Genomic DNA, 22,211 nt, shown 5'->3' on the forward strand with positions numbered 1-22,211 from the left:
TCGTCCCATGCAGGAGTACACGCACATCATCGTCGGCGGCGGCACCGCCGGGTCCGTGCTCGCCAACCGGCTGACCGAGGACCCCGACGTCAGCGTCCTGGTCCTGGAGGCGGGGGCGGGCTGGATCCCGCGGAACGTGGACGCCGCCCCGCTGTGGTTCACCCTGCTGGGCTCCGAGGTCGACTGGGGCTACGGCAGCGTCGCCCAGCCCGGCCTCGGCGGGCGCAGCACCTACGAGCCGCGCGGCCGGATGCCCGGCGGCAGCAGCAACCTGTACATCATGATGCACGTCCGGGGGCACCCCTCGGACTTCGACTCCTGGGCCTACCAGGGCGCGCCCGGCTGGTCGTACCGCGACGTCATGCCCTACTTCGCCCGGTCGGAGTCGGTGGAGTCCCCCGCCGGCCCCGACGCGGGCCGGGAGGGCCCCCAGACCGTCACGCGCGCCGACCGGCACGGGCCCAACCCGACATCCCGCTCGTTCCTCCAGGCCTGCGCCGAGCTCGGCCACCCGTTGCTGGACGACTTCAACAGCGGCGACATGTCGGGCGCGGGCTGGCACCAGCTCGACGTGCGCGGCGGCCGGCGCAGGGGCGCGCTCGCCAGCTACCTGGAGCCCGCGCTGGGCCGCCCCAACCTGACGGTGCGCACCAGCGCCACCACCACCCGGATCGTCGTGGAGAACGGGCGCGCCACCGGGGTGGAGTACCACCAGGGCGCGGAACCGGACGCGTTCCCGGACACGGCACGCCGGATCGGCGCTCCCGGCCCGGAGGCCGGTCCGCAGCGGGCGCGCGCCACCGGCGAGGTGCTGGTGTGCGCGGGCGCGATCGAGTCGCCCAAACTCCTGATGCTCTCGGGGATCGGCGACCCGACGCGCCTGCGCGAGGCGGGCGTGGACCCGGTCGCCGACGTTCCGGGGGTCGGGGAGAACTTCCACAACCACGTGCTCACCGGCATGATGTCGGAGCTGCGCGAGGCCCCCGCCCAGGGCGCCCAGAACCTGTCCGAGGCCGCCCTGTTCACGCGCTCCGACCCGGGGCTCCCGGCGCCGGACCTGCAGATCGCGTACGTGCACGTGCCTTTCGACATCATCGTCGGCAGGGACCACCCCACCGCGGTCAGCGTCCTGCCGGGCCTGGTGCGCCCGGCGTCGCGCGGCTGGGTCCGGCTGGCCGGGCCCGACCCGTTCGCCGCCCCGCTGATCAACCCCAACTACCTGGCGGACCCCTGGGACCTGGAGCGCATGGTCGCCGCGGTGCGGATCGGCCGGGACCTGTTCGGCACCCGGGCCTTCGCGCCGCTGGTCAAGCAGGAGCTCACCCCGGGGCCGGACGTCACCACCGACGCCGGGATCGCCGACTACGTGCGGCGCACCGCCGACAGCTACCACCACCAGGCCGGCTCGTGCCGCATGGGGCTGGACGACCGGTCGGTGGTGGACCCCCGGCTGCGGGTGCACGGGGTCGAGGGGCTGCGCGTGGTGGACGCCGGCGTGATGCCGTCGGTGCCCTCGGGCAACTGCCACACCGCGGTCGTGATGATCGCGGAGAAGGCCGCCGACCTCGTCCGGGGCCGGGAGGCCCGGAATGGCTGACCTGGTCCGCGCCGCCGACGGCAGGCTCGCCGGACGGCGGATCGCGATCCTCATCGAGAGCGACTACTACGAGCCGGAGATCTTCTACTACCAGCGGCGCTTCGCCGAGGAGGGGGCCGAGGTCGTCTTCCTGACCCGGATGTGGGGCCGGGCCGAGCTGACCTTCACCGGGCACGAGTACCGCGCGCCGTTCACCTGCACGGGGAGCGTCGAGGACGTCGACGACGCCGAGCTCGCCTCCTTCGCCGCGCTCCTCATCCCCTCGGGGATGGTGTCGGACCGGCTGCGCTACACCGAGGACGTCACCGCCATCGCGCCCGCCACCGACCTGGTCCGCCGGGCGTTCGCCGAACCCGGTGTGCTCAAGGGCGTCATCTGCCACGGCCTGTGGCTCGTGGCGCCGATCCCCGAGGTGGTGCGGGGGCGCCGGGTGACGGCGCACAACAACCTCATCGGGGACGTGCGCAACATGGGCGCGGACTACGTCGACGCCGACGTGGTCGTGGACGGCGACCTGGTGACGGGCCGCTCGGGGCAGCACGCGCACCTGTTCGCGCGGCGCGTCATCGAACTGCTCGACCGCCCCGCGCCCGGGCCGCGGTGGTCGCACGCGGCGCTGAACTGCCGGTCGCCGCGCGCCACCGAGGAGTTCTACACCCGCTGGTTCGGGTTCCGGCGCGCTCGCGCGGTCCCCCTCGGCGACGGCGCCGAGATCGTTTTCCTGCGTTCGGGCGACGCCTATCTCGAACTGTTCGGCTCGCCCGGCGGCGGGGCGCCGGGGACGGGGGACGGACCGGACCTGCCCGGGACCGTCCGGCACCTCGCCTTCCAGACCGACGACGTGGACGGCCTGCTCAAGCGGATGGGCGACGGGGCCCGCGTGACGCTCGGGCCGCTGGACTTCGACGCGTTCATCCCCGGATGGCGCAGCGTCTGGCTCACCGACCCCGACGGCGTCGTGGTCGAGGTCAGCCAGGGATACCAGGATGCGGACCCCGCCGCGGACGCGGCGGCGGAAGGAGGACGACGATGACCGACACCGACCTGACCCGCCCCGGGAGCGCGGCGCCGGACGGCTCCGAACCGGTGAACGCCCAGTTCACCCGGTCCGACACGGTGGCGGGGTACGTGACCGGGAGCGTGCCCGGCGGCTTCGGGATGCGCACGGGCGACGGCCGCCGGTTCGAGGTGGAGGTCAACGGCTCCACCTCGGCGGAGATGCTGCGCAACCTCGGCCAGCCCTACCTCGACGCCTCCGGGCACCTGGGCGACCTGCTCGTCCCGGGCCGGTTCCTGTACGTCCACGGCGTCTTCTACCCCAGCGGTGACAGGACCCGGTTCGAGGCCAAGCGGCTGGTCTTCGTGGGGCGCGGGCCCGCCGAGTACGCCTTCGAGAACCCGCTGTGGTGGGTGCACCAGATCGACCAGCTCGCCTCGTTCTACCGGCGCGCCCAGTTCGGCTCCGGCCCGGTGGACTTCCGCGACTACCGCACCGTCCTGCGGCTGAGCGGCGACAAGTCCGACAGCCACGTGCAGGAGACCGACACGATCTCCCGGCTGGTCTACGGCATGGCCTCGGCCTACATGCTCACCGGCAACGAGGACTACCTCGACGTGGCCGAACGCGGCACCGAGTACCTGCGCTCGCACATGCGGTTCGTGGACCGCGACGAGGACACCGTCTTCTGGTACCACGGCATCGAGGTCCAGGGCGACTCGGAGAAGAAGCTGTTCACCTCCGAGTTCGGCGACGACTACGACGCGATCCCGATGTACGAGCAGATCTACGCGCTGGCCGGCCCGGTCCAGACCTACCGGGTGACCGGCGACCCCCGGATCACCGCCGACACCGACGCCACGCTGCGGCTGTTCGAGAGGTTCTTCCGCGACCACGACAAGGGCGGCTACTACTCCCACGTCGACCCGATCTTCCTGGACCCGCACCACGAGTCGCTGGGCGTCAACGCCTCGCGCAAGAACTGGAACTCGGTCGGCGACCACGCCCCCGCGTACCTGGTCAACCTGTTCCTGGCCACCGGCGAGGAGCGGCACGCCGAGATGCTCAAGCGGACGTTCGACACGATCACCGAGCACTTCCCCGACTACGGGCACAGCCCCTTCGTCCAGGAGCGCTTCCACGACGACTGGAGCCCCGACCGCGCCCACGGCTGGCAGCAGGACCGCGCGGTCGTGGGGCACAACCTCAAGATCGCCTGGAACCTGACCCGGATGGACCTGCAGCGTCCCGACCCCGCCTACACCCGGCTGGCCCGGCACATCGCCGACCTGATGCCGGGCGTGGGCGCGGACCCGCAGCGCGGCGGCTGGTACGACGTGGTGGAGCGGGTCGCCGAGCCCGGCCTGCCCACGCACCGGTTCACCTGGCACGACCGCAAGGCGTGGTGGCAGCAGGAGCAGGCGATCCTGGCCTACCTCGTCATCGCGGGTCAGAGCGGGGACCCCGAGTACCTGCGCCAGGCCCGGGAGGCCGCCGCGTTCTACAACGCGTTCTTCCTGGACCACGACGAGGGCGGCGTGTACTTCAACGTCCTGGCCGAGGGCCTGCCCTACCTGGTGGGGACCGAGCGGTTCAAGGGCAGCCACTCGATGAGCATGTACCACTCGGCCGAGCTGTGCTTCCTCGCCGCCGTCTACGGCAACCTGCTCATCCACGGGAAGCCCATGACGCTGTGGTTCAGGCCGCGCCCCGACGCGCCGCGGCTGCTGCGGGTCCAGCCCGACATGCTCCCCGCGGGCGCGGTCCGCCTGACCGGGGTGGAGATCGACGGCGCCGCCCACGACGACTTCGACCCCGACGCGATGACGGTGGCCCTGCCCGAGTCCGCGGAGTCGCTGACCGTGCGGGTCCGGCTCACCCCGGTGCCCGCCGACCACGATCGGAGGACCTGATGGAAGTGAAGAAGCGCACGGTGGGAGAGGTCACCGTGGTGTCCGTCCTGGGCGACCTGGACGGCCGCTCCGCGCCGGCCGCCCAGGACCGGCTGCTGGGCCTCATCCCCTCGGGGGGCCGGGTGCTCATCGACATGACGGGCGTGCCCTACATGTCCAGCGCGGGGCTGCGCACGATGCTGCTGGTGTACCGCAGGGCCCAGGCGGTCAACGGGGCCATCGCGCTGGCGGGGGTCTCCCCCGAGCTGCGGTCGGTCATGTCCGCGACCGGGTTCCTGGAGTTCTTCACGATCTCCGACACGGTCAGGCGCGGGATCGAGGAGCTGCGCGCATGAGCGTCGAACACGTCCCGCGCGACCGCATCGACTCCTATCCCACCCACCGGATCGCCGGGTACGGGGTGCGCCCCGGGCGCCCCATGCCCTTCGGCGCGACCCTGGTGCCCGGCGGCGTCAACTTCTCGGTGTTCTCCAACGGGGCCGACGCCATGTCGCTGGTGCTGTACCGCCGGGGGGCGCCCGCGCCGATGGCCGAGCTGCCCTTCCCGCGCGGCTTCCGCGTCGGCGGGGTGTTCGCGATGGTCGTGTACGGCCTGGACTACGAGGACCTGGAGTACGGCTACCGCGCCTACGGACCGGAGCGGCCCCGTTTCGGGGACCGGTTCGACCCGACCCGGGTGCTCGCCGACCCCTACGCCAGGAGCGTCTCGGGACGGGACGTGTGGGGCGCGGTGCCGGACTGGGAGCGGGAGTACCCCTACCGGTCCCGCCTGGTCTTCGACGACTTCGACTGGGACGGCGACACCCCGCTGCGCGTCCCGGCCGAGGACCTGGTCGTGTACGAGGCCCACGTGCGCGGGTTCACCCGCAACCCGAACTCCGGCGTGCGCTCCCCGGGCACCTACGCCGGGCTCGCCGAGAAGATCCCGTACCTGCGGGAGCTGGGTGTGAACTGCGTCGAGCTCATGCCGGTCTTCGAGTTCGACGAGTTCGAGAACAGCCGGGTCCTCCCCGGGACGGGCGAGCGCCTGTACAACTACTGGGGGTACAGCACCCTGGGCTTCTACGCCCCCAAGGCCGGGTACGCCGCGACCGGCAGGTACGGGATGCAGGCCGACGAGCTCAAGACGCTCGTTCGGCAGCTGCACCGGGCCGGCATCGAGGTGGTGCTGGACGTGGTGTTCAACCACACCGCCGAGGGCAACGAGAACGGTCCCACGATCTCGTTCCGCGGGCTGGACAACGCGGTCTACTACATGCTGACCCCGTCGGGGCAGTACTACAACTTCTCCGGCACCGGCAACACCTTCAACTGCAACCACCCCGTGGTCCGCGACTTCGTCCTGGACTGCCTGCGCTTCTGGGCCTCGGAGTACCACATCGACGGCTTCCGCTTCGACCTGGCCGCGATCCTGGACCGCGACATCCACGGCGCGCCGCTGGCCAACCCTCCCCTGCTGGAGTCGTTGGCGCACGACCCGGTGCTGCGCGACTGCAAGCTCATCGCGGAGGCGTGGGACGCGGGCGGCCTCTACCAGGTGGGGAACTTCCCCAACTACGGCCGCTGGGCCGAGTGGAACGGCAAGTACCGCGACACCGTGCGCCGGTTCCTCAAGGGCGACCCCGCCCTGGCCGGCGAGATGGCGACCCGGTACACCGGCTCCAGCGACCTGTACGGCGGCCGGGGCGCGGTCGCCTCGGTCAACTTCGTCACCTGCCACGACGGCTTCACCCTCAACGACCTGGTCTCCTACGACGAGAAGCACAACGAGGCCAACGGCGAGGGCAACCGCGACGGCGCCGACGACAACAACAGCTGGAACCACGGGGTCGAGGGGCCGACCGACGACCCCGACATCGCCGCGCTGCGCCTCCGACAGCTGAAGAACGCCATGGCGATCCTGCTGACCAGCCACGGCGTGCCGATGCTGCTGGCCGGGGACGAGGTGGCCAACACCCAGAACGGCAACAACAACGCCTACTGCCACGACAGCGAGCTGTCCTGGTTCGACTGGGAGCTGGTGGAGAAGAACGCCGAGCTGCTCTCCTTCGTGCGCGCCTGCGTCGCCTTCCGGCACGCCCACCCCGTTCTGCGCGGCGCCGGGCACTTCCGCGGCACCGACTACGCCGGGACCGGCTACCAGGACCTGAGCTGGCACGGGGTGCGGGCGTGGGAGCCGGACTGGTCGCCGGGCAGCCGGTTCGTCGCCTCGCTGCGCTGCGGCGGGCACGCCAAGGGCGGCACCGTCCAGGACGACTTCGTCTACGTGGCCGTGAACTCCCACTGGGAGGCCCTGGACGTGGAGCTGCCCCGGCTGCCCGAGGGCGCGCGCTGGCGGGTGTTCGCGGACACCTCACTGCCCGCGCCCCGCGACGCGCACGCGCCCGGGACCGAGCCCGAGGCCGCCGACCAGGCCGCCTACCGGGTGGGACCGCGCTCGGTGGTCGTCCTCGTGGGGCCCCGCGCCGCGGCCCAGGCGTCTTCCGACAACCCAAGTGACTGAAGGAGTCCACCGTGAGTTTCGACGCGACACTCGACATGGCGGGGCGGACCGCCACCATCCGGCTGGCCGGGTCCCTGGACACCGCCACGGCCCCGATGTTCCGGGAGGTGATCGAGCAGGCCTCGACCGGGCCGCTGGAGCTCCTGGTCCTCAACATGGAGAACCTCTCCTACATGTCCTCGGCGGGGCTGCGCTGCCTGCTCTTCGCCCGCCAGAAGATGGGCGAGGACACCCGCGTCATGGTGCTCGGCGCGAACCCCGAGGTGAGCCGCACGATCCGGCTCACCGGGTTCGACCAGAGCATCACCATGAGCCGGCACGTGGCCGACTAGGGGGCCGCCATGGCAACAGTGCGCGATCCGGTGGTGGTCCCCGGAGACGTCCCCTCACTGGAGCTGGTCACCCGATACGTGCTGTCCGTCGTCGACGGCCTCCTCACCCCGCCCGCCGTGTACCGGATGCGGCTGGCGGCGGACGAGGTCGCCACCAACATCGTGACGCACGGGTACGCCGAGAACGACCGCACGGGCGTGCTGGAGGTGGACGGCGGCGCCGACGGGGACCGGGTGTGGATCCGGTTCCGCGACTCCGCGCCGCCCTTCGACCCCCGGGACCGGTGCCACGCCCCCGACCTGGCCGTGCCGCTCGCGCGCCGCCCCGTGGGCGGGCTCGGACTGCACCTGGTCTTCACCATGCTGGACGACTTCGAGTACGAGCGCGAAGGCGACCGCAACCGGAACACACTGATCATGCGGCGCGACCCCGCCCGCTGAGCACGGAGGAAAAATGACACCGGTCACCGCGCTGGTCATCAGCGATGCGATCGACGGCGACACGGCCGGTGACCTGGCCGCCGCGTTGGAGGAGGACCAGATCACCACCCGCCTGGCGACACCCGGGCAGGTCACGGGGGTCCGGGCCGCCGAACCACCGCCCGACCTGCTCCTGGTGCACGCGGCCCTGGAAACCACGCGGATCGCCGCCGTCGTGGCGGCGGCCGACCCCGACGGCCTCTCCGCGGTGCTGGTCTTCGCCGACCAGGACCCGGGGTCGCTGGAGCGGCACGTGCGGGCCGGATACGACTACCTCGTCCCGCCCTTCCTGCCGTCCCTGGTCCGCCACCGCCTCTCGGCGTGCCGGGAGCGGAGGATGCTCAGCCGGACGGTCGCCGACATCGCCGAGTCGGCGGCACTGACCCAGTACGAGAGCGAGATGCAGATCGGGCGGGAGATCCAGCGGGGGTTCCTGCCCGTCTCGCTGCCGCAGCCCCGCGGGTGGGAGATCGAGGCGCGCTTCGAACCCGCCCGCGATGTCGCCGGCGACTTCTACGACGCGTTCGACCTGGTGGACGGCCGACGCATCGCGTTCCTCATCGCGGACGTGTGCGACAAGGGCGTGGGCGCCGCGCTGTTCATGGCGCTCATCAGGAGCCTGCTGCGGCACACCGCCGAGCACAGCAGCTCGGCCAACCTGGTCGCGTCCGACATGGCCCAGCTGGTGGCCCGCGACGTCCTGGGGTCGAGCCCCCAGGCGCACGGCTACCGCGCCCTGCTGAGCACGGTGGGGGCCGGACCGCTGATGGCGGCGGTGGCCGGCACCAACAACTACATGACCAAGAACCACCTGGCGCAGGGCTACTTCGCGACGCTGTTCTTCGGCGTGCTCGACCCGGCCGAGGGCACGATCGTGTACATCAACGGCGGCCACAACCCGCCGGTCCTGCTGCGCGGGAGCACCGTGCTGGGGATGCTGGAACCCACCGGTCCCGCGGTGGGCATGCTCCCGGGGGGCGCGTTCTCCCTGGGGATGGCCCACATGGAACCGGGCGACCTGCTGTTCCTGTACACCGACGGGGTCCCCGAGGCCAAGGACGAGCGCGGCGGGTTCTTCACCGACGAGCGCATGATCCGGGTGCTGACGGAGCCCGGCCCCCCGTCGGCGGTGGGCGCGCTGACCCGCATGGAGCGGGCTCTGGTCGACTTCCGCGGCGGCGCCGTCCGGTTCGACGACATAACGATGATGGCCCTGTACCGCGCAACGGAGGAAGCATGACCCAGATCGTCGCGGTGCACTCCTATCGGGGCGGCACCGGAAAGTCCAACCTGGTGGCCAACCTCGCGGTCCTCCTGGCCGCGCGAGGAATGCGCGTCGGCGTGATCGACACCGACATCCAGGCGCCGGGGGCGCACGTGCTGTTCGGCATCGACACGGCGGAGGACGCGCCCTGCCTGGGCGACTACCTCTCCAACGGCTGCCAGATCGAGGAGGCCGCCCGGGACCTGACCGGGCTGGCCTGCGCGTCCCCGTGCCCGGGCGCGCTGTTCGTCATCCCCTCCCACGCTCCCCCGAGCAAGATCATCGACATCGTCAGCCGCCAGTACGACGTGGCCCTGCTCAGCTCCGGCTTCCGGCGCTTCGCCGAGGTGCGCGGGCTCGACGTGCTGCTGCTGGACACCCATCCGGGTATGAACAACGAGACCGTCCTGGCCCTGGCGCTGGCCGACTCGGTCCTGATCGTGACCCGGCCCGACCACCAGGAGTACCGGGGCGCCGAGGTGTCCGTGGCGGTGGCCCGCACGCTGAACTGCCCGCGGGTGCTCGTCGTGGTCAACATGGTCTCGACCGGATCGGCCTCCGACGCGCTGGCCAGCCGCCTGCCGGGCGCCTACGCGGCCGAGGTCGCCGGGGTCATCCCCTACCACGACGACATGGCGGACCTGGCCAGCGCGGGGGTCCTGGCCTCGCACGACCCCGGGCACGAGCTCGTGGGCCACTTCGGCCGGGTGGCCGACCGCCTGCTGGAGGCCCCGGTCCGGCCGAGCGCCTTAACCGAATGTTCACCGGGAGAACGTCAGGTCCGCGGGACACGCCCGCCGGGCGCTCCCTAGCGTGGCAGGCGGCGCGCCCCCGGACGCGCCGCCCATCCGACCGGAACGACGGAGAGACAGGACAACGTGCGCTACACACTGCTCGGCGACTCCGGGCTCAGGGTGTCCGAACTCGCCCTCGGGACGATGACCTTCGGCACCGACTGGGGATGGGGAGCCACCGAGGCCGACGCGGCCGCGCAGGTCGAGATGTTCGCCGAGGCCGGGGGCAACCTGATCGACACCGCCAACCGGTACACCGAGGGCACCGCCGAGAAGTACGTGGGCGCGGCGATCAGGGGCGACCGCGACCGGTGGGTGGTGGCCACCAAGTACACCCTGTTCGACCGCGCCGACGACCCCAACGCCGCGGGCAACCAGCGCAAGAACCTCATGCGCTCGCTGGAGGCCTCCCTGCGCAGGCTCGGCACGGACTACGTGGACGTGCTGTTCGTGCACGCCTGGGACGGTCTCACCCCCGTCGAGGAGGTCGTGCGCGGCCTGGACGACGTGGTCCGCGCGGGCAAGGCCCACTACGTGGGGTTCTCCGACACGCCCGCGTGGGTGGCCGCGCGCGCCCAGACCCTGGCGCAGAAGGAGGGCCGCACCCCGTTCAGCACGATCCAGGTCCCCTACTCCCTCGCCGAGCGGACGGTCGAACGCGAACTCGTCCCGATGGCGCGGTCCCTGGGGATGGGCGTCATGGGCTGGGCGCCGCTGGCCGGGGGGCTGCTGTCGGGCAAGTACGTGGCCGACGGCCGGGCCGCGACCGGGGCGGTGGACAGCCGCCGCAGCGCCAAGGAGCTGTCCCCGGACCGGCTCGCGCTCGCGGTGGAGGTGGCCCGGGTCGCCGAAGCGGTGGGGGCCTCGTCCTCCCAGGTGGCGCTGGCGTGGCTGCTGTCGCGCGGGGTCATCCCGATCATCGGCGCCCGCACCCCCGGGCAGCTCCGGGACAACCTCGGCTGCCTGGACGTGGAGCTGCCCGAGGAGCTGCTCGCCGGCCTGGACAAGGTCTCGCGGGTGTCGCTGGGCTTCCCCGTGGAGTTCCTCGGCTCGATGTCCGACCTGGTCCTCGGCCCCGGCATGGAGCAGCGCCTCGACGCCCGCCCCGCCTGGCGCTAGTCCGCGCGTCCGCCACCCTTGACGATCTCGACGTCAGCGCCCGGGAATCCGCGATTCCCGGGCGCTGACGTCGAGATCGTCAAGGGGTTCGACGCGGAACCCGACAAGCAGGCCTCAGTGGGCGGGACCCCGCCTGGAATCACCGCTCCCCGCGATGACCGCGGGGACGAACGCGGCTGTCTGTCGCCAGAAGCGGCCGTTCCGCAGCACCAGCGTGCCGAATCCGTCCACCGGCTCGCCGTCGAGCCTCAGGCGGACGTGGTAGGTGACCACGTCCTCGGTGACGTTCACCGCCACAGCGGCCCGGGGCTCCGGGTCCAGGGCGAGGTACCGGTCGAAGAACGCGCGGATCTCGGCGCGGCCGCGGGCCACGGTGTCGAAGCGGACGATGACGGCGTCCTCCTCGTAGTTCGCCACGACGCGGTCGAGGTCGCGGGCCGCCAGTGCCGCGGTGTGCCGCCGGAACAGCTCCCGCGCGGCCTCGGCGGGATCGCGGTGGGCCGGGAGCGCGGACTCGTTCAAGGGGACGCCTCTCTTCTGCCAGGGGTTCCGTCGATGGTCACGGACCGGCGGGGTCTACCGGCCCGGGGTGTCCGGCAGTCGGCACACCCTTCCCGGGCCGGGGCCGTCCGCGGGGATCCGGACGATGAACCGGGTGTCCCCGGGGGCCGAGCGCACCTGGATCGACCCGTTGTGCCGCTGGGCCACGATGCGGTGGCTCAGGTGCAGCCCGAGTCCGGTGCCCTTGCCCACGTCCTTGGTGGTGAAGAACGGCTCGAACACCCGGGGGAGCACGTCGGAGGGGACGCCGGGCCCGTTGTCGGCGATCTCCACCACCGCGCAGGTTCCCTCCAGCCGCACGACGACGCCCAGCTCGGGCGGGCTCCCCCCGCCCTCCATCGCGTCGACGGCGTTGTCGATCAGGTTGGTCCACACCTGGTTGAGCTCGCCGGGGTAGCCCAGGACGACGGGCACGTCGGGCTGGTAGTCGCGGGACACCGCCACCCCCGACAGCTTGCGGCGCAGGATCGCCAGCGTCGACTCCAACCCCTGGACCAGGTCGACCTCCTGTTCGGGCGCGCGGTCCAGGTTGGTGTACTCCTTGACCGCGCCCACCAGCGCGGACACCCGCGCCCCCGCCTCACCGGCCTCGCCCGCCAGGTTCGCCGCCGCCAGGGAGACGTCCAGGTACTCCAGGGCGGGCACCACCGTCTCGGAGCGCATCCCCCGGGCGAGCGCGTCGAGCCAGTCCGCGTCCAGGCCCCGGTCGACGACGGCGGAGGCCAGCCGCCAGGCGCGGGCGAGGCCGTGGCCGTCGAGCCAGTCGGACACCTCGTCCTCGACCTCGGCGGCGTCCAGGGCGTCGCGCGGACCGCTGGCCGGGGGGCGGCCCAGGATCTCCTCCCGCGCCGCGGCCACGGCCGCGCGCTCCGCCTCCGACGCCGCTGCCCCCCACGCCTGGGCGCGCTCCTCCAGTTGCGGGAGCGCCGCCGCCAGGTCGGCCGACGAGCGGGCCATCGCGGCCGCCGGGTTGTTCAGCTCGTGCGCGATCCCGGCGGCCAGCGTGCCCAGGGCGTTGAGCCGCCCCCGCTGTCCGGCCTGCACCTCCGAGGAGTGGATCCGCCAGGCCAGCACCGGGATGAGGGTCCTGGTGACCCGCGGGCAGCGGACCATCATCTCCAGGAAGGCGTCCCTGTCGTACCGGGCGACCAGGGAGCGGCCCACCGCCGTCGCGGTCGCGACGTAGTCGCCCCCGATGAGCAGCGGCATCTCCCCGGTGAAGCCGTGCGCGGCCGAGGGCTTGTCGCCGTTCTCCCGCGCGCCGTGCCCCTCACCGGCCACGTGCCGGGTCAGGACCTCCTCGCGCCCGTCCACCACGGTGGTGATGACCAGTCCGCCGGAGATCAGCACGCAGAACCAGTCCGCGCGCTCGCCGTCGCGGAAGAGCACCTCGCCGTCGGCCAGATCCGCCGCCACCCCGGCGGAGGCGAGCCATTCGTACTGGTCGGTCTCCAGGCCGGAGAACAGTTCGACACCGTGCAGGTCCGTCGCCGCCAGGGCGCGGCCGTGCGGAGGGGTGGTCGTCACAGGGTTCCCTTCTCGCGTTCGGGCGCCGCCGTCCGGCGGCACCGGCTCAGCTCGTCTCGGCGGTCGCGTCGAGGAGCGCCCGCGCCGGCTCGACCCCGTACAGCACCGCGTAGGCGTGCGCGATCGCCACCAGCGTGACGTGGTGGTGCCATCCCCGGTAGGACCTTCCCTCGAAGTCGGTCAGGCCGAAGTTCGCGCGCATGAGCCGCAGGTGGCGCTCCGCCATCAGGCGCCTCTGCCACAGCGTGAGCAGCTCCTCCAGCGCGGCGTCGGACTGGTTGGTCACCCAGTAGGCCTGCGGGTGGCGTCTGCCCCGGGGCCACTGGAGCAGGAGCCGGATCATGGCGCCGAGGCCCCGGCGGGCCGGGGCCCGCCCCGCCGGGAGCTCGGGGCGGATCGGCGCGGTGACGAACTGCGACCAGCTCTCGTGGCCCGCTCCCTCGCGCGCGCGCCGTACGACCTGGCGGCTCTGACCGGACAGCGACTCCGCCAGGGCCGACACCCGGTGGGGGCCGCTCAGCGGCCGCGGCCTCCGGACGGCCACGCTCCCCGGCCGCTGGACCGGGTCGGGGGAGGCCCCCATCCGGGCCGTGAAGCCGCTGCCCACCCGGAGCAGGTAGCCGACACCGCGGTCGTTGAGGGCCGCCGTCAGCTCCTCGATCCCCGAGCAGTGGCGCAGGTCCGCCACCAGGGGGGCCGACGGCAGCCCCCACTCCCCGATCACCTCGTCGACCAGGGCGAGCAGTTCGCACCAGGGCGGGCGGTGCCGCTCGTGGTCGGGGAGGTAGGCCTTGCGTCTGCGGGCGTCGTCGTCGTCCCATGCCTTGGGCAGCATGAGCCGCCAGTCCAGCGGCATCGCCCCGATGTCGGTCACGTACGACAGGGTCAGTCCCAGCTGGCAGTTCACGGCACGGCCGAGCGAACCCGCGTACTGGTAGTCGACACCGACCGAGTACTGGCCGGTCTTGGGGAAGACGACCTCGTTGATCGTCCAGGCGCACAGCCGTGTCCTCGCCGCGACGTGCTCCGCGAGGCGGCGGCGCACCGGTTCCCACTGCCAGGTGCTCTGGTTGACGAACTGCTGGAGGCTCTGGTCCGCGCAGCGCTCCCCGACCATGGAGGACATGCTCTGGATGGACTTCTTCCCCTCACAGCCGACCAGGCCGCGCACGTACGTGTGCGCCCAGCGCCGCTGATCACGCCTCGGCAGCACCGCGAACAGGTCGTCGCAGAACTTCTCCAGTTCCTCTTGCCGCATCCCAGAAACCCTTCCCCAGAACCATTCCGATCTCCAGGTCCTTATCAGCACCCCTGGAGCACTCCCCGAGACCCGACCTGACGAAATACCGCCGGGCGGCGGCGCCCGGCGGAAACCATTCGCCTGTCGGCGACCGTGAATCCCGATAGGGTGGCCTCCGCATCGGCTCCCCCTTGCCGCGGGTCCCCCTCACCGGTCGGCCGCGCGGGCGCGAATGGATGAAATTTCAACAGTCACACCCCTCACAGCCGGCCGGGTGGTTCAATGTCGCTTGCGAAATTATTCTCAAGCGCGTCGGGATGCTTGACAACAAAATACTGTGGCCGACTTCGGCCCAATTGACCTTGAACTCGGAAATCCCGAATGATGGGATGATCGCAGAGACGGCGAAAACGGTCACGATTCGAGAATGAGTCGCGACACAGCGCATCATTGGTTACGCATTGTCACTGATTGACCACGAAAGCGGATGGGGCGAGAAGTGAAATACTCTCGCGAGTTTCTCCGGTCAAACAAGGACTCCCTGGTGGGAACATTGCCGGATCCGGTTTATCAAGAATCCGACCGGCCCGCCCGGCCGCCTTGAGGGGAACCTTCCGCCAATACGCCCGGAAAAGGGATTCGGATAATTCATCAGACCTCTCCACACAAGTCCCGCGCTGATCCCGCCGACGCGGAAGCGGGGCGTTCCCCGAAACACCGGGAAAGCGCCGGCGCGGAACACCTCACCCGCGGCGAAGACCCTTCCGGCGGGGCCTACCGGCGAAGCAGAGTCCGGACAGAGGTATCTTCGATGGTCAGGACCGCGTGTCCGGACCCCTTCGTCACCGCGGGGACGCCGACACGCGCGGTCGTGTGGCCGGGGCTTTCGATGGGTGGGAAATGACGGGAACCGAGCCGGTGCGGGAGGCCGCGCCTTCGTTGACGCTGGACTGGGTCTCCCGGCCCGCCGCGACGGAGCGGCCCGCCATCGTCACCGGGGCTTTCGACATCCTGCACGTGGGGCACGTCCGGTACCTGGGGAGCGTGCGAGAGCGGGGCTTCCCCCTCCTGGTCGGGGTGGAGTCCGACGAGCGGGTGCGCGCCTGGAAGGGCCCCGAGCGCCCGGTCAACCCCGCCGGGGAGCGCGCCGAGATGCTCGCCGCGCTGGCCTGCGTGGACGGGGTGTTCATCGTGTCGGGCCCGCCCGAGGCGACCAGCTGGGAGCACTACGCCGACCTGCTGCGGCCGTTGCGGCCCGCGGCGCTGGCCTACACCGAGGGCGACCCCTACTCCGAGGCCAAGCGGCGCGGCGCGGACGCGCTGGACGCGGCCGCCCTGGAGCTGCCGTTGACACTGGGCCGCTCCACCAGCGCGACACTGGGGCAGCTGGCCCGGTCCCTGTGACCCTCCGTCCCGGCCCGCTTCCCGTCGCCCGGACGCGTCCGCCGCGGGGAAGAGCCCGCTCGAGCCGCGTGTTCTTCCTGGGTGACGCCCGTGACACGGTGTCCTCCCCCCCCCGGTCTCTCGCGCAAGGAGTGATATGAGGATGATGGGTGGTCCGCCCACGTTCCGGGCGCTGGTCAACGACGGCTCCGCCAAGAACGCCTCGGTGCGGCCGGGCACCGTCCGACGGATCATCGGGTACGCCCGCCCGCACTGGGTCAGCATCCTGGCGTTCCTGCTGGTGACGTCGGTGAGTTCGAGCATCATCGTGGCCAACCCGCTGCTGCTCAAGGCGATCATCGACCACGGGATCGGCGGCCGGGACCCCTCTCTGGTGACCTGGCTGGCCATGGCCGTGGCCGGGCTCGCCCTGCTGGAGACCGCGCTCGGGCTGACCGGACGCTGGCTGTCCGCGCGGATCGGCGAGGGCGTCATCTACCTGCTGCGCACCCAGGTGTTCACGCACGTGCAGCGCATGCCGCTGGCCTTCTTCACCCGCACCCAGACCGGGTCGCTGATCAGCCGGCTGAACACCGACGTGGTGGGCGCGCAGAAGGCCGTCACCTCGGTCCTGCAGTCGGTGGTCTCCAACGTGATCAGCTCCGTCGCGGTGCTCAGCGCGATGTTCGCGCTGTCCTGGCAGATCACCCTGACCGCGCTGCTGGCGGTCCCCCTGTTCCTCCTGCCCGCCAAGTACCTGGGCCGCCTCCTGGCGGGGGTGTACCGGGAGGGCATGGAGCTGAACGCGGACATGAGCTCGCTGATGACCGAGCGGTTCAACGTGGGCGGCGCGATGCTGGTCAAGCTGTACGGCCGCCCCGAGGAGGAGAGCGCCTCGTTCTCCTCCAGGGCCGCGCGGGTGCGCGACATCGGGGTCACCCAGTCCCTGTACGGCGGGCTGCTGTTCTCGATGCTCGGGCTACTCACCGCGCTGGCCACCGCGATGGTCTACGGCGTGGGCGGCAACCTGGCGGTCAGCGGAGCGTTCGAGGTGGGCACCCTCGTGGCGCTGGCGACCCTGATGACCCGGTTGTACGGCCCCATCACCGCGCTGTCCAACGTGCAGGTGGACATCATGACGGCGCTGGTCAGCTTCGAGCGCGTGTTCGAGATCCTCGACCTGGAGCCGATGGTCCCCGAACCCGCCGACCCCGTCGACCTGCCCGGGGGGACGCCCGCGGTGGAGTTCGACCGGGTCTCCTTCCGCTACCCGGGCTCCGAGTCCTCGCTGGAGTCCCTGGAACTGGTCCCCCAGCCCGAGAGCGCCGACGACACGCAGGTGCTCAGCGACGTCTCGTTCACCGCGCCGGCCGGGCGGCTGGTGGCGCTGGTCGGCCCCTCGGGAGCGGGCAAGACGACGCTGACCCACCTGGTGTCCCGGTTGTACGACCCCACCGAGGGGACGGTGCGCATCGGCGGCGTGGACGTGCGCGACGTGCGCGGCCGGTCGCTGCGCGACGCGATCGGGGTGGTCACCCAGGACACCCAGCTGTTCCACGACACCATCGGGGCGAACCTGCGGTACGCGCGCCCGGACGCCGACGACGCCGAGATCATCGCGGCCGTACGCGCCGCGCAGTTGGGTCCGCTGCTGGACGCGCTGCCGGACGGCCTGGACACGATGGTCGGGGACCGCGGGTACCGGCTCTCGGGGGGCGAGAAGCAGCGCCTGGCCATCGCCCGGCTGCTGCTCAAGGCTCCGGCGGTGGTGGTGCTGGACGAGGCCACCGCGCACCTGGACTCCGAGTCCGAGGCCGCGGTGCAGGAGGCCCTGGCCACGGCGCTGGCCGGGCGGACCTCGCTGGTGATCGCGCACCGGCTGGCCACCGTGCGCGAGGCCGACCTGATCCTGGTGCTGGAGGACGGCCGCGTCCTGGAGCGCGGCACCCACGACGAGCTGCTGGCGCGCGGCGGACTCTACACCGCCCTCTACCGGACCCAGTTCGCGCCGCAGGCCAGGCACAGCAGAGCCTGAACCCCGAAGGGAGCGGGGCTCCCCGAACGTCCCGGCGGGGTGTTCGGGGAGCCCCGCGGGTCAGGACCCGGCCGGCGCGCTCCCGGGCTCCGCCTCCTCGGCGCCGCCCGTGCCGCGCGCCAGCGGCTTCTCCCTGATCAGGAAGGCGAGCAGGAAACCGGCCAGCGCGATGGGCGCCGCGTAGAGGAAGATCGGCGGCATCGCCTCGGCGAAGGCCCGTCCGATCAGCTCCTGCGCCTGCGGGGGCAGGGACTTGAGCAGCTCGGGCGTGAGCGCGCTGATACCCGCCTCTCCCCCGCCTCCCCGGGCCAGTCCGCTCGTGACCTCGGCGGGGGCTCCCGCGAGCTGGTCGGTGAGCCGGTTGACGAAAACCGTGCCGAACACGGCGATGCCGAGAGAGGCGCCGATCTGGCGGAAGTAGTTGTGCGCGGAGGTCGCCGCCCCGAGGTCCCGCCGGGGCACGCTGTTCTGGACGATCAGCACCAGGTTCTGCATGACCGCGCCCACCCCGAGGCCCAGGACGAGCATCCCGGCGGCGTTGAACAGGTAGGGCGACTCGTACGAGATCCGCGACAGCAGGAGCAGGCCGGCGGCCATGACCGCGGTGCCCAGGATCGGGTAGACCCGGTACCGGCCGGTGGCCGTGATCAGCCGACCGGTGCCGATGGTGGCGGTGAGCATGCCCACGACCATGGGGATCATCAGCAGGCCGGACTCCGTGGCGGTCGCCCCGTTGACCATCTGCAGGAAGGTGGGCAGGTAGGAGACCGTGGAGAACATGGCGATGCCGACGCTCACGCCGATCAGCGCGGTGAGCACGAAGTCGCGGTCCCTGAACAGCTCCAGCGGGATGATCGGCTCGGCCGCGAACCGCTCGGCCACGACGAACAGGGCCGCCGCGACCACCGCGAACACGGACAGGCCGATGATGACCGGGCTGTCCCAGTCGTACTGGCCGCCGCCCCAGCTGGTGACGAGCACGACGCCCGTGCTGGCCGCGGCCAGCAGCAGCGCGCCCAGGTAGTCCAGCTTCGGCTTGGGCCCCGTGCGTCTGGGCAGTTTGAGCACGACGGCGACGACGGCCAGCGCGACCGCGCCCAACGGGATGTTGATGTAGAAGATCCAGCGCCAGCTGAGATGGTCGGTGAAGAAGCCGCCGAGCAGCGGGCCCGCCACGGACGACAGGCCGAAGACCGCGCCGATGAGGCCCATGTACCGGCCGCGCTCACGGGCCGAGACGATGTCGGCGATGATCGCCTGCGCGCCGATCATCAGACCGCCGCCGCCGATGCCCTGGACGGCGCGGAAGAGGATCAGCTGCGTCATGTCCTGGGCGATGCCGGACAGCACCGACCCGACCAGGAACACCACGATCGCGAACATGAAGACGCTCTTGCGTCCGAAGAGGTCCCCGGCCTTGCCGTAGATCGGCATGCCGATGGTGACCGCGAGCATGTACGCGGTGATCACCCAGGACAGCTGCTCCAGGCCGTGCAGCTCGCCGACGATGGTGGGCAGCGCGGTGCCGACGATGGTCTGGTCGAGCGCGCTCAGGAGCATCGTCAGCATGAGGCCGACGAAGACCCACAGGATCTGCCGCTTGGTCAGGTCGGCCTGCGGCGGGGTCCGGTCGGGTGCGGCGGGCGCCTCGCCCGCGCGGGGGGTTGCCATGGTGCGGATACTCCCGGTGTTCTGGCCGGCCGCGCCGGTGCGCGGCCGCGGTGGCCGTGTGGGCCGCGCGTCCGGGGGCGGGCCCGAGGCGGCGCGGCGTGGCGTTCGGCCGGGCGGGGTCAGGTCCCGGAGAAGCCCTTCTTGAGTTCGTCGAAGGCGGCGGCGAGGACGTCGCCCAAGTCCGAGTGAGCGTGCTCGCCCGACACCCACCGGCGCATGGAGAAGCGCAGCGCCGCGACGCCGATCACGGCGGTGAGCTGGGGCCTGACGTCCGCGGGGTCGTCCCCGGTGCGCTCGGCGACGGCCCCGGCCAGCGCCTGCTCCAACGTGGCGAAGCCCGCGTGGAACGCGCGCATCAGCTGCGGCTCGCCGTGCAGCACGCGCTTGGCCATGCGGACCTCCTCGAGGGAGGGCGAGTACTCCTCCAGCGGAGCGAGCATGCAGATCTTGAGGTCCTCGATCAGCACCCCGCTGGGCCCTCCCGCCGCGAAGGCCGCCAGCGCCCGCTCGTCGGGCCTCGGCGGGCCTTCGCCGAAGAGGACCTCCTCCTTCGAGGAGAAGTAGTTGAAGAAGGTCCGCGGGGACACGTTGGCGGCGGCCGCGATCTCCTCGACGGTGACGCCCTCCACCCCGCGCTCGGCCACGAGCCGCAACGCGTGCCGCCTCAGCGACCTGCGGGTCTCGCGCTTCTTCCGCTCACGCAGTCCGAGCTCGCTCATCTCTTCCACACCCGAATCATTGCACCATGGGAAAATTTGCACAATCCGCAAAAATTCACAATATGCACCATTTTCGCACACACTCGGGAGCGCCCGGAAGGACGGAACCCACCGGAAACGCCTCCGGACAACCCCGTCGGAGGCCCTTCATGGGATCTCCGGCGCGGGGAGACCAGCGTACGGGGGTACTTCAGGTAGGCCTTCCGGCCGCACTCCACGCGGATCACGGGGTCCCGGAGGGTGGGACCGGTCCCGCCCTCGCACTGAATGATCATGGGCTTTCCGCCCCTCCGGTCCCCGAAACGGGCAGAAAGCCCAAGACCACCGACGAAACCCTCGCACAACGGTCATCATGGGCGCGGCCCCGGCCCCGCCCGCCATCGCTGCTCGCCGTGACCTCGCGATCCGCGTGGCGCGAGGCCGAAAGACCCACCCGAAGCACCGGCACGCCGAACCACCCCGCGCCGGAGCTTCCCTAGCCCTTCCCGGGCTTCTTGCCGGGCTTGGCGTCGCGCTTCTTCCTCCCGGCCTCGCCCTTCTTCTTGTCCTTCTTGTCCTTCTTGGACTTCTTCGACTTCTTCGGCTTCTTGGCGTCCTTGCTGGTCACGTGCTGCTCCAGGGCCTCGGGGAGGGGCGCCGCGCCCGGGCCTCCCGCGAAGACCCAGTCGTCCAGCTCCCGGACGAGGCGGTCCTCCGTGAAGTCGCCGAGCCAGACCGGCCGCCCGCCCTCGGCCCGCCCCCGCGACGACGGCTGGACGACCACCACGTTGGCCTTGAAGCAGATGCCCAGGCACTTGCTCACCCGCACGGGGACCGCACGGCCCTCGTGGTCGCGCAGCGCGCTGAGCCGCGCGAGCTGACCCTTGTGGTCCACTCCCGGGCGCTTCTTCTTCGTCCCGCAGCAGCATCCCCGGCACACCACGAGTCGGCACGGCTGTCCCACCGATGTCATCAAGGCCCCCTCCCTGCCCCGCCGCGTCTCTCTCACACGGTAATCGCCCAGCTCAGCGCCCTATACCTCGAAGGGGGTCCACGCCTTGGGCACACCGCCCGCAGGGAGCGGCTCGGCGCTCCCCGGCGCCCAGCGGAACGGCAGCCCCGCCGCGAGCCACGCTCGCGGGTGGTCCATCAGCTGGAAGTGCACCTGGGGTTCGGTGGAGGCCCCGGAGTTTCCGCAGGCGGCGATCTCCTGGCCGGCGGCGACCCGCTCGCCCGCGCGCACCCGGACCGAGCCGCGCCTCAGGTGCGCCAGGAGCGCGTACGAGCCGTCGCCGAGATCGATCACCACGTGGTTGCCGAGCAGGCCTGTGGGGCCTCGGAGTTCGCGCAGCGCCGTCTCGGCGGCCATGGCGAGCAGCCAGGGCCACGAGGTCCGGCTGCGGTGGTCGCGCATCCGGTCGTGGGCCCGCAGCACGACGCCGTCGGCGGGCGCGTACACGGGCGCGCCGAAGCCGGGGAACTCGCCGGGGGCGCGGCTGAGCGGGCGCCAGGCGATGTCGGGGCGCGAGCCGTCGGCGGGTTCGGCGACGAGGGAGAGGCCGTAGCTCTGGCCGTAGGCGTGCGACCCCTGGCTTGGGACCCGGTCGGCGGGGCCGGCCAGCGCGGTCCAGCGCCCGCGCACCGGCGGGGCGACCACCCGGGGCTCGCCCCGGACCAGGCCCACGCGCAGGTACACGGCGAGCGCGACGGCGAAGACGGGGATCCGCGCCCACCAGGGCGCCCCCGCGAACCCGCCCAGCGCCAGCAGGAGCGTGCCGACCCACATGAACGGCACGCGCACCCTGGCCAGCAGGACCGGCGTCCGGGGCGCGGAGGCGCGGGGGACGTGGAGCGAATGGGGCATTCCCCCATCATCGCGGCCGCGGGGGGGGGCCCCCCCCCGGGGGGGGGGGGCCCCCCCGGGGGGGGGGGGGGGGGGGGGGGGGCCCCCCCGGGGGGGGGGGGGGGGGGGGGGGGGGGGGGGGGGGGGGGGGGCGATGGGGGGGTCGGTGAGGACGGCTTGGTGGAAGGGGGTGGCGGTGGGCATGCCGCCGACGTGGAGTTCGGTGAGGGCGCGGCGGGCGCGGGCCAGGGCCT

Annotated in this window: 19 protein-coding genes; 12 read left to right on the forward strand and 7 right to left on the reverse strand. The window is 72.1% G+C overall.

The genetic code is table 11. The features are described from left to right. Window positions 1-7 precede the first annotated feature (7 nt). The 10 genes from EV190_RS19675 (at window position 8) to EV190_RS19720 (ending at window position 10,999) form a co-directional block, all read left to right on the forward strand. A complete protein-coding gene (locus EV190_RS19675; RefSeq protein ID WP_133743068.1) occupies window positions 8-1,597 on the forward strand; it encodes a GMC family oxidoreductase in 1,590 nt (529 codons plus the stop codon). Further along, window positions 1,590-2,630 carry a DJ-1/PfpI family protein gene (locus EV190_RS19680; protein ID WP_133743069.1) on the forward strand — a complete coding sequence of 347 codons (1,041 nt, stop codon included), beginning with the start codon at window positions 1,590-1,592 and terminating at the stop codon, window positions 2,628-2,630. Before EV190_RS19675 ends, EV190_RS19680 begins: the two co-directional genes overlap by 8 nt. Continuing rightward, window positions 2,627-4,507 (forward strand): AGE family epimerase/isomerase, encoded by a 1,881-nt coding sequence (locus tag EV190_RS19685; protein ID WP_208113250.1) that lies wholly within the window; start codon window positions 2,627-2,629, stop codon window positions 4,505-4,507. The genes EV190_RS19680 and EV190_RS19685 overlap by 4 nt, the downstream gene beginning before the upstream one ends. Further along, window positions 4,507-4,842 (forward strand): STAS domain-containing protein, encoded by a 336-nt coding sequence (locus EV190_RS19690; protein WP_133743070.1) that lies wholly within the window; start codon window positions 4,507-4,509, stop codon window positions 4,840-4,842. Before EV190_RS19685 ends, EV190_RS19690 begins: the two co-directional genes overlap by 1 nt. Further along, the gene (gene glgX / locus EV190_RS19695) at window positions 4,839-7,010 is read left to right on the forward strand and encodes a glycogen debranching protein GlgX (protein WP_133743071.1); all 2,172 of its coding nucleotides are present in this window, start codon (window positions 4,839-4,841) and stop codon (window positions 7,008-7,010) included. The genes EV190_RS19690 and glgX overlap by 4 nt, the downstream gene beginning before the upstream one ends. A gap of 11 nt (window positions 7,011-7,021) precedes the next feature. Further along, window positions 7,022-7,342: an STAS domain-containing protein gene (locus EV190_RS19700; protein WP_133743072.1), complete on the forward strand. Its 321-nt coding sequence runs from the start codon at window positions 7,022-7,024 to the stop codon at window positions 7,340-7,342. 9 nt (window positions 7,343-7,351) lie between these two features. After that, complete coding sequence (locus EV190_RS19705) at window positions 7,352-7,783, forward strand: ATP-binding protein (RefSeq protein ID WP_133743073.1); 432 nt, start codon at window positions 7,352-7,354, stop codon at window positions 7,781-7,783. A gap of 13 nt (window positions 7,784-7,796) precedes the next feature. Next, window positions 7,797-9,062, forward strand: a complete 1,266-nt coding sequence (locus EV190_RS19710; RefSeq protein WP_133743074.1) for a PP2C family protein-serine/threonine phosphatase — start codon at window positions 7,797-7,799, stop codon at window positions 9,060-9,062. Further along, window positions 9,059-9,898: a MinD/ParA family ATP-binding protein gene (locus tag EV190_RS19715; protein WP_133743075.1), complete on the forward strand. Its 840-nt coding sequence runs from the start codon at window positions 9,059-9,061 to the stop codon at window positions 9,896-9,898. Before EV190_RS19710 ends, EV190_RS19715 begins: the two co-directional genes overlap by 4 nt. 66 nt (window positions 9,899-9,964) lie before the next feature. Continuing rightward, the gene (locus EV190_RS19720) at window positions 9,965-10,999 is read left to right on the forward strand and encodes an aldo/keto reductase (RefSeq protein ID WP_133743076.1); all 1,035 of its coding nucleotides are present in this window, start codon (window positions 9,965-9,967) and stop codon (window positions 10,997-10,999) included. A gap of 114 nt (window positions 11,000-11,113) precedes the next feature. Here EV190_RS19720 and EV190_RS19725 read toward each other — a convergent pair whose 3' ends face one another. The 3 genes from EV190_RS19725 to EV190_RS19735 are packed head-to-tail and all read right to left on the reverse strand — an operon-like array spanning window position 11,114 to window position 14,345. Continuing rightward, window positions 11,114-11,521, reverse strand: a complete 408-nt coding sequence (locus EV190_RS19725) for a nuclear transport factor 2 family protein (RefSeq protein ID WP_133743077.1) — start codon at window positions 11,519-11,521, stop codon at window positions 11,114-11,116. A gap of 54 nt (window positions 11,522-11,575) precedes the next feature. Next, the gene (locus EV190_RS19730) at window positions 11,576-13,087 is read right to left on the reverse strand and encodes an ATP-binding protein (RefSeq protein WP_166655509.1); all 1,512 of its coding nucleotides are present in this window, start codon (window positions 13,085-13,087) and stop codon (window positions 11,576-11,578) included. Window positions 13,088-13,133: 46 nt separating this feature from the next. Then, window positions 13,134-14,345, reverse strand: coding sequence for an IS701 family transposase (locus EV190_RS19735; RefSeq protein ID WP_133743079.1), 1,212 nt, complete (start codon window positions 14,343-14,345; stop codon window positions 13,134-13,136). An 882-nt stretch (window positions 14,346-15,227) separates the two neighbouring features. Between EV190_RS19735 and EV190_RS19740 the strand changes: the two genes are divergently transcribed. Further along, window positions 15,228-15,731, forward strand: coding sequence for an adenylyltransferase/cytidyltransferase family protein (locus tag EV190_RS19740; protein WP_133743080.1), 504 nt, complete (start codon window positions 15,228-15,230; stop codon window positions 15,729-15,731). Between the two features lie 136 nt (window positions 15,732-15,867). Further along, the gene (locus tag EV190_RS19745; RefSeq protein ID WP_133743081.1) at window positions 15,868-17,745 is read left to right on the forward strand and encodes an ABC transporter ATP-binding protein; all 1,878 of its coding nucleotides are present in this window, start codon (window positions 15,868-15,870) and stop codon (window positions 17,743-17,745) included. 60 nt (window positions 17,746-17,805) lie between these two features. Here EV190_RS19745 and EV190_RS19750 read toward each other — a convergent pair whose 3' ends face one another. From EV190_RS19750 to EV190_RS19765, 4 genes are all read right to left on the reverse strand, one after another. Further along, entirely contained in the window at window positions 17,806-19,416 is a 1,611-nt protein-coding gene (locus EV190_RS19750) for an MDR family MFS transporter (RefSeq protein WP_133743082.1), read from the reverse strand. Window positions 19,417-19,535: 119 nt separating this feature from the next. Next, window positions 19,536-20,135, reverse strand: coding sequence for a TetR/AcrR family transcriptional regulator (locus tag EV190_RS19755; RefSeq protein WP_133743083.1), 600 nt, complete (start codon window positions 20,133-20,135; stop codon window positions 19,536-19,538). 475 nt (window positions 20,136-20,610) lie between these two features. After that, window positions 20,611-21,087: a (2Fe-2S) ferredoxin domain-containing protein gene (locus EV190_RS19760; protein ID WP_133743084.1), complete on the reverse strand. Its 477-nt coding sequence runs from the start codon at window positions 21,085-21,087 to the stop codon at window positions 20,611-20,613. A gap of 60 nt (window positions 21,088-21,147) precedes the next feature. Further along, entirely contained in the window at window positions 21,148-21,978 is an 831-nt protein-coding gene (locus EV190_RS19765; protein WP_133743085.1) for a M23 family metallopeptidase, read from the reverse strand. Window positions 21,979-22,211: the final 233 nt, after the last annotated feature.

Source organism: Actinorugispora endophytica, assembly GCF_004363075.1.
Classification (GTDB): domain Bacteria; phylum Actinomycetota; class Actinomycetes; order Streptosporangiales; family Streptosporangiaceae; genus Actinorugispora; species Actinorugispora endophytica.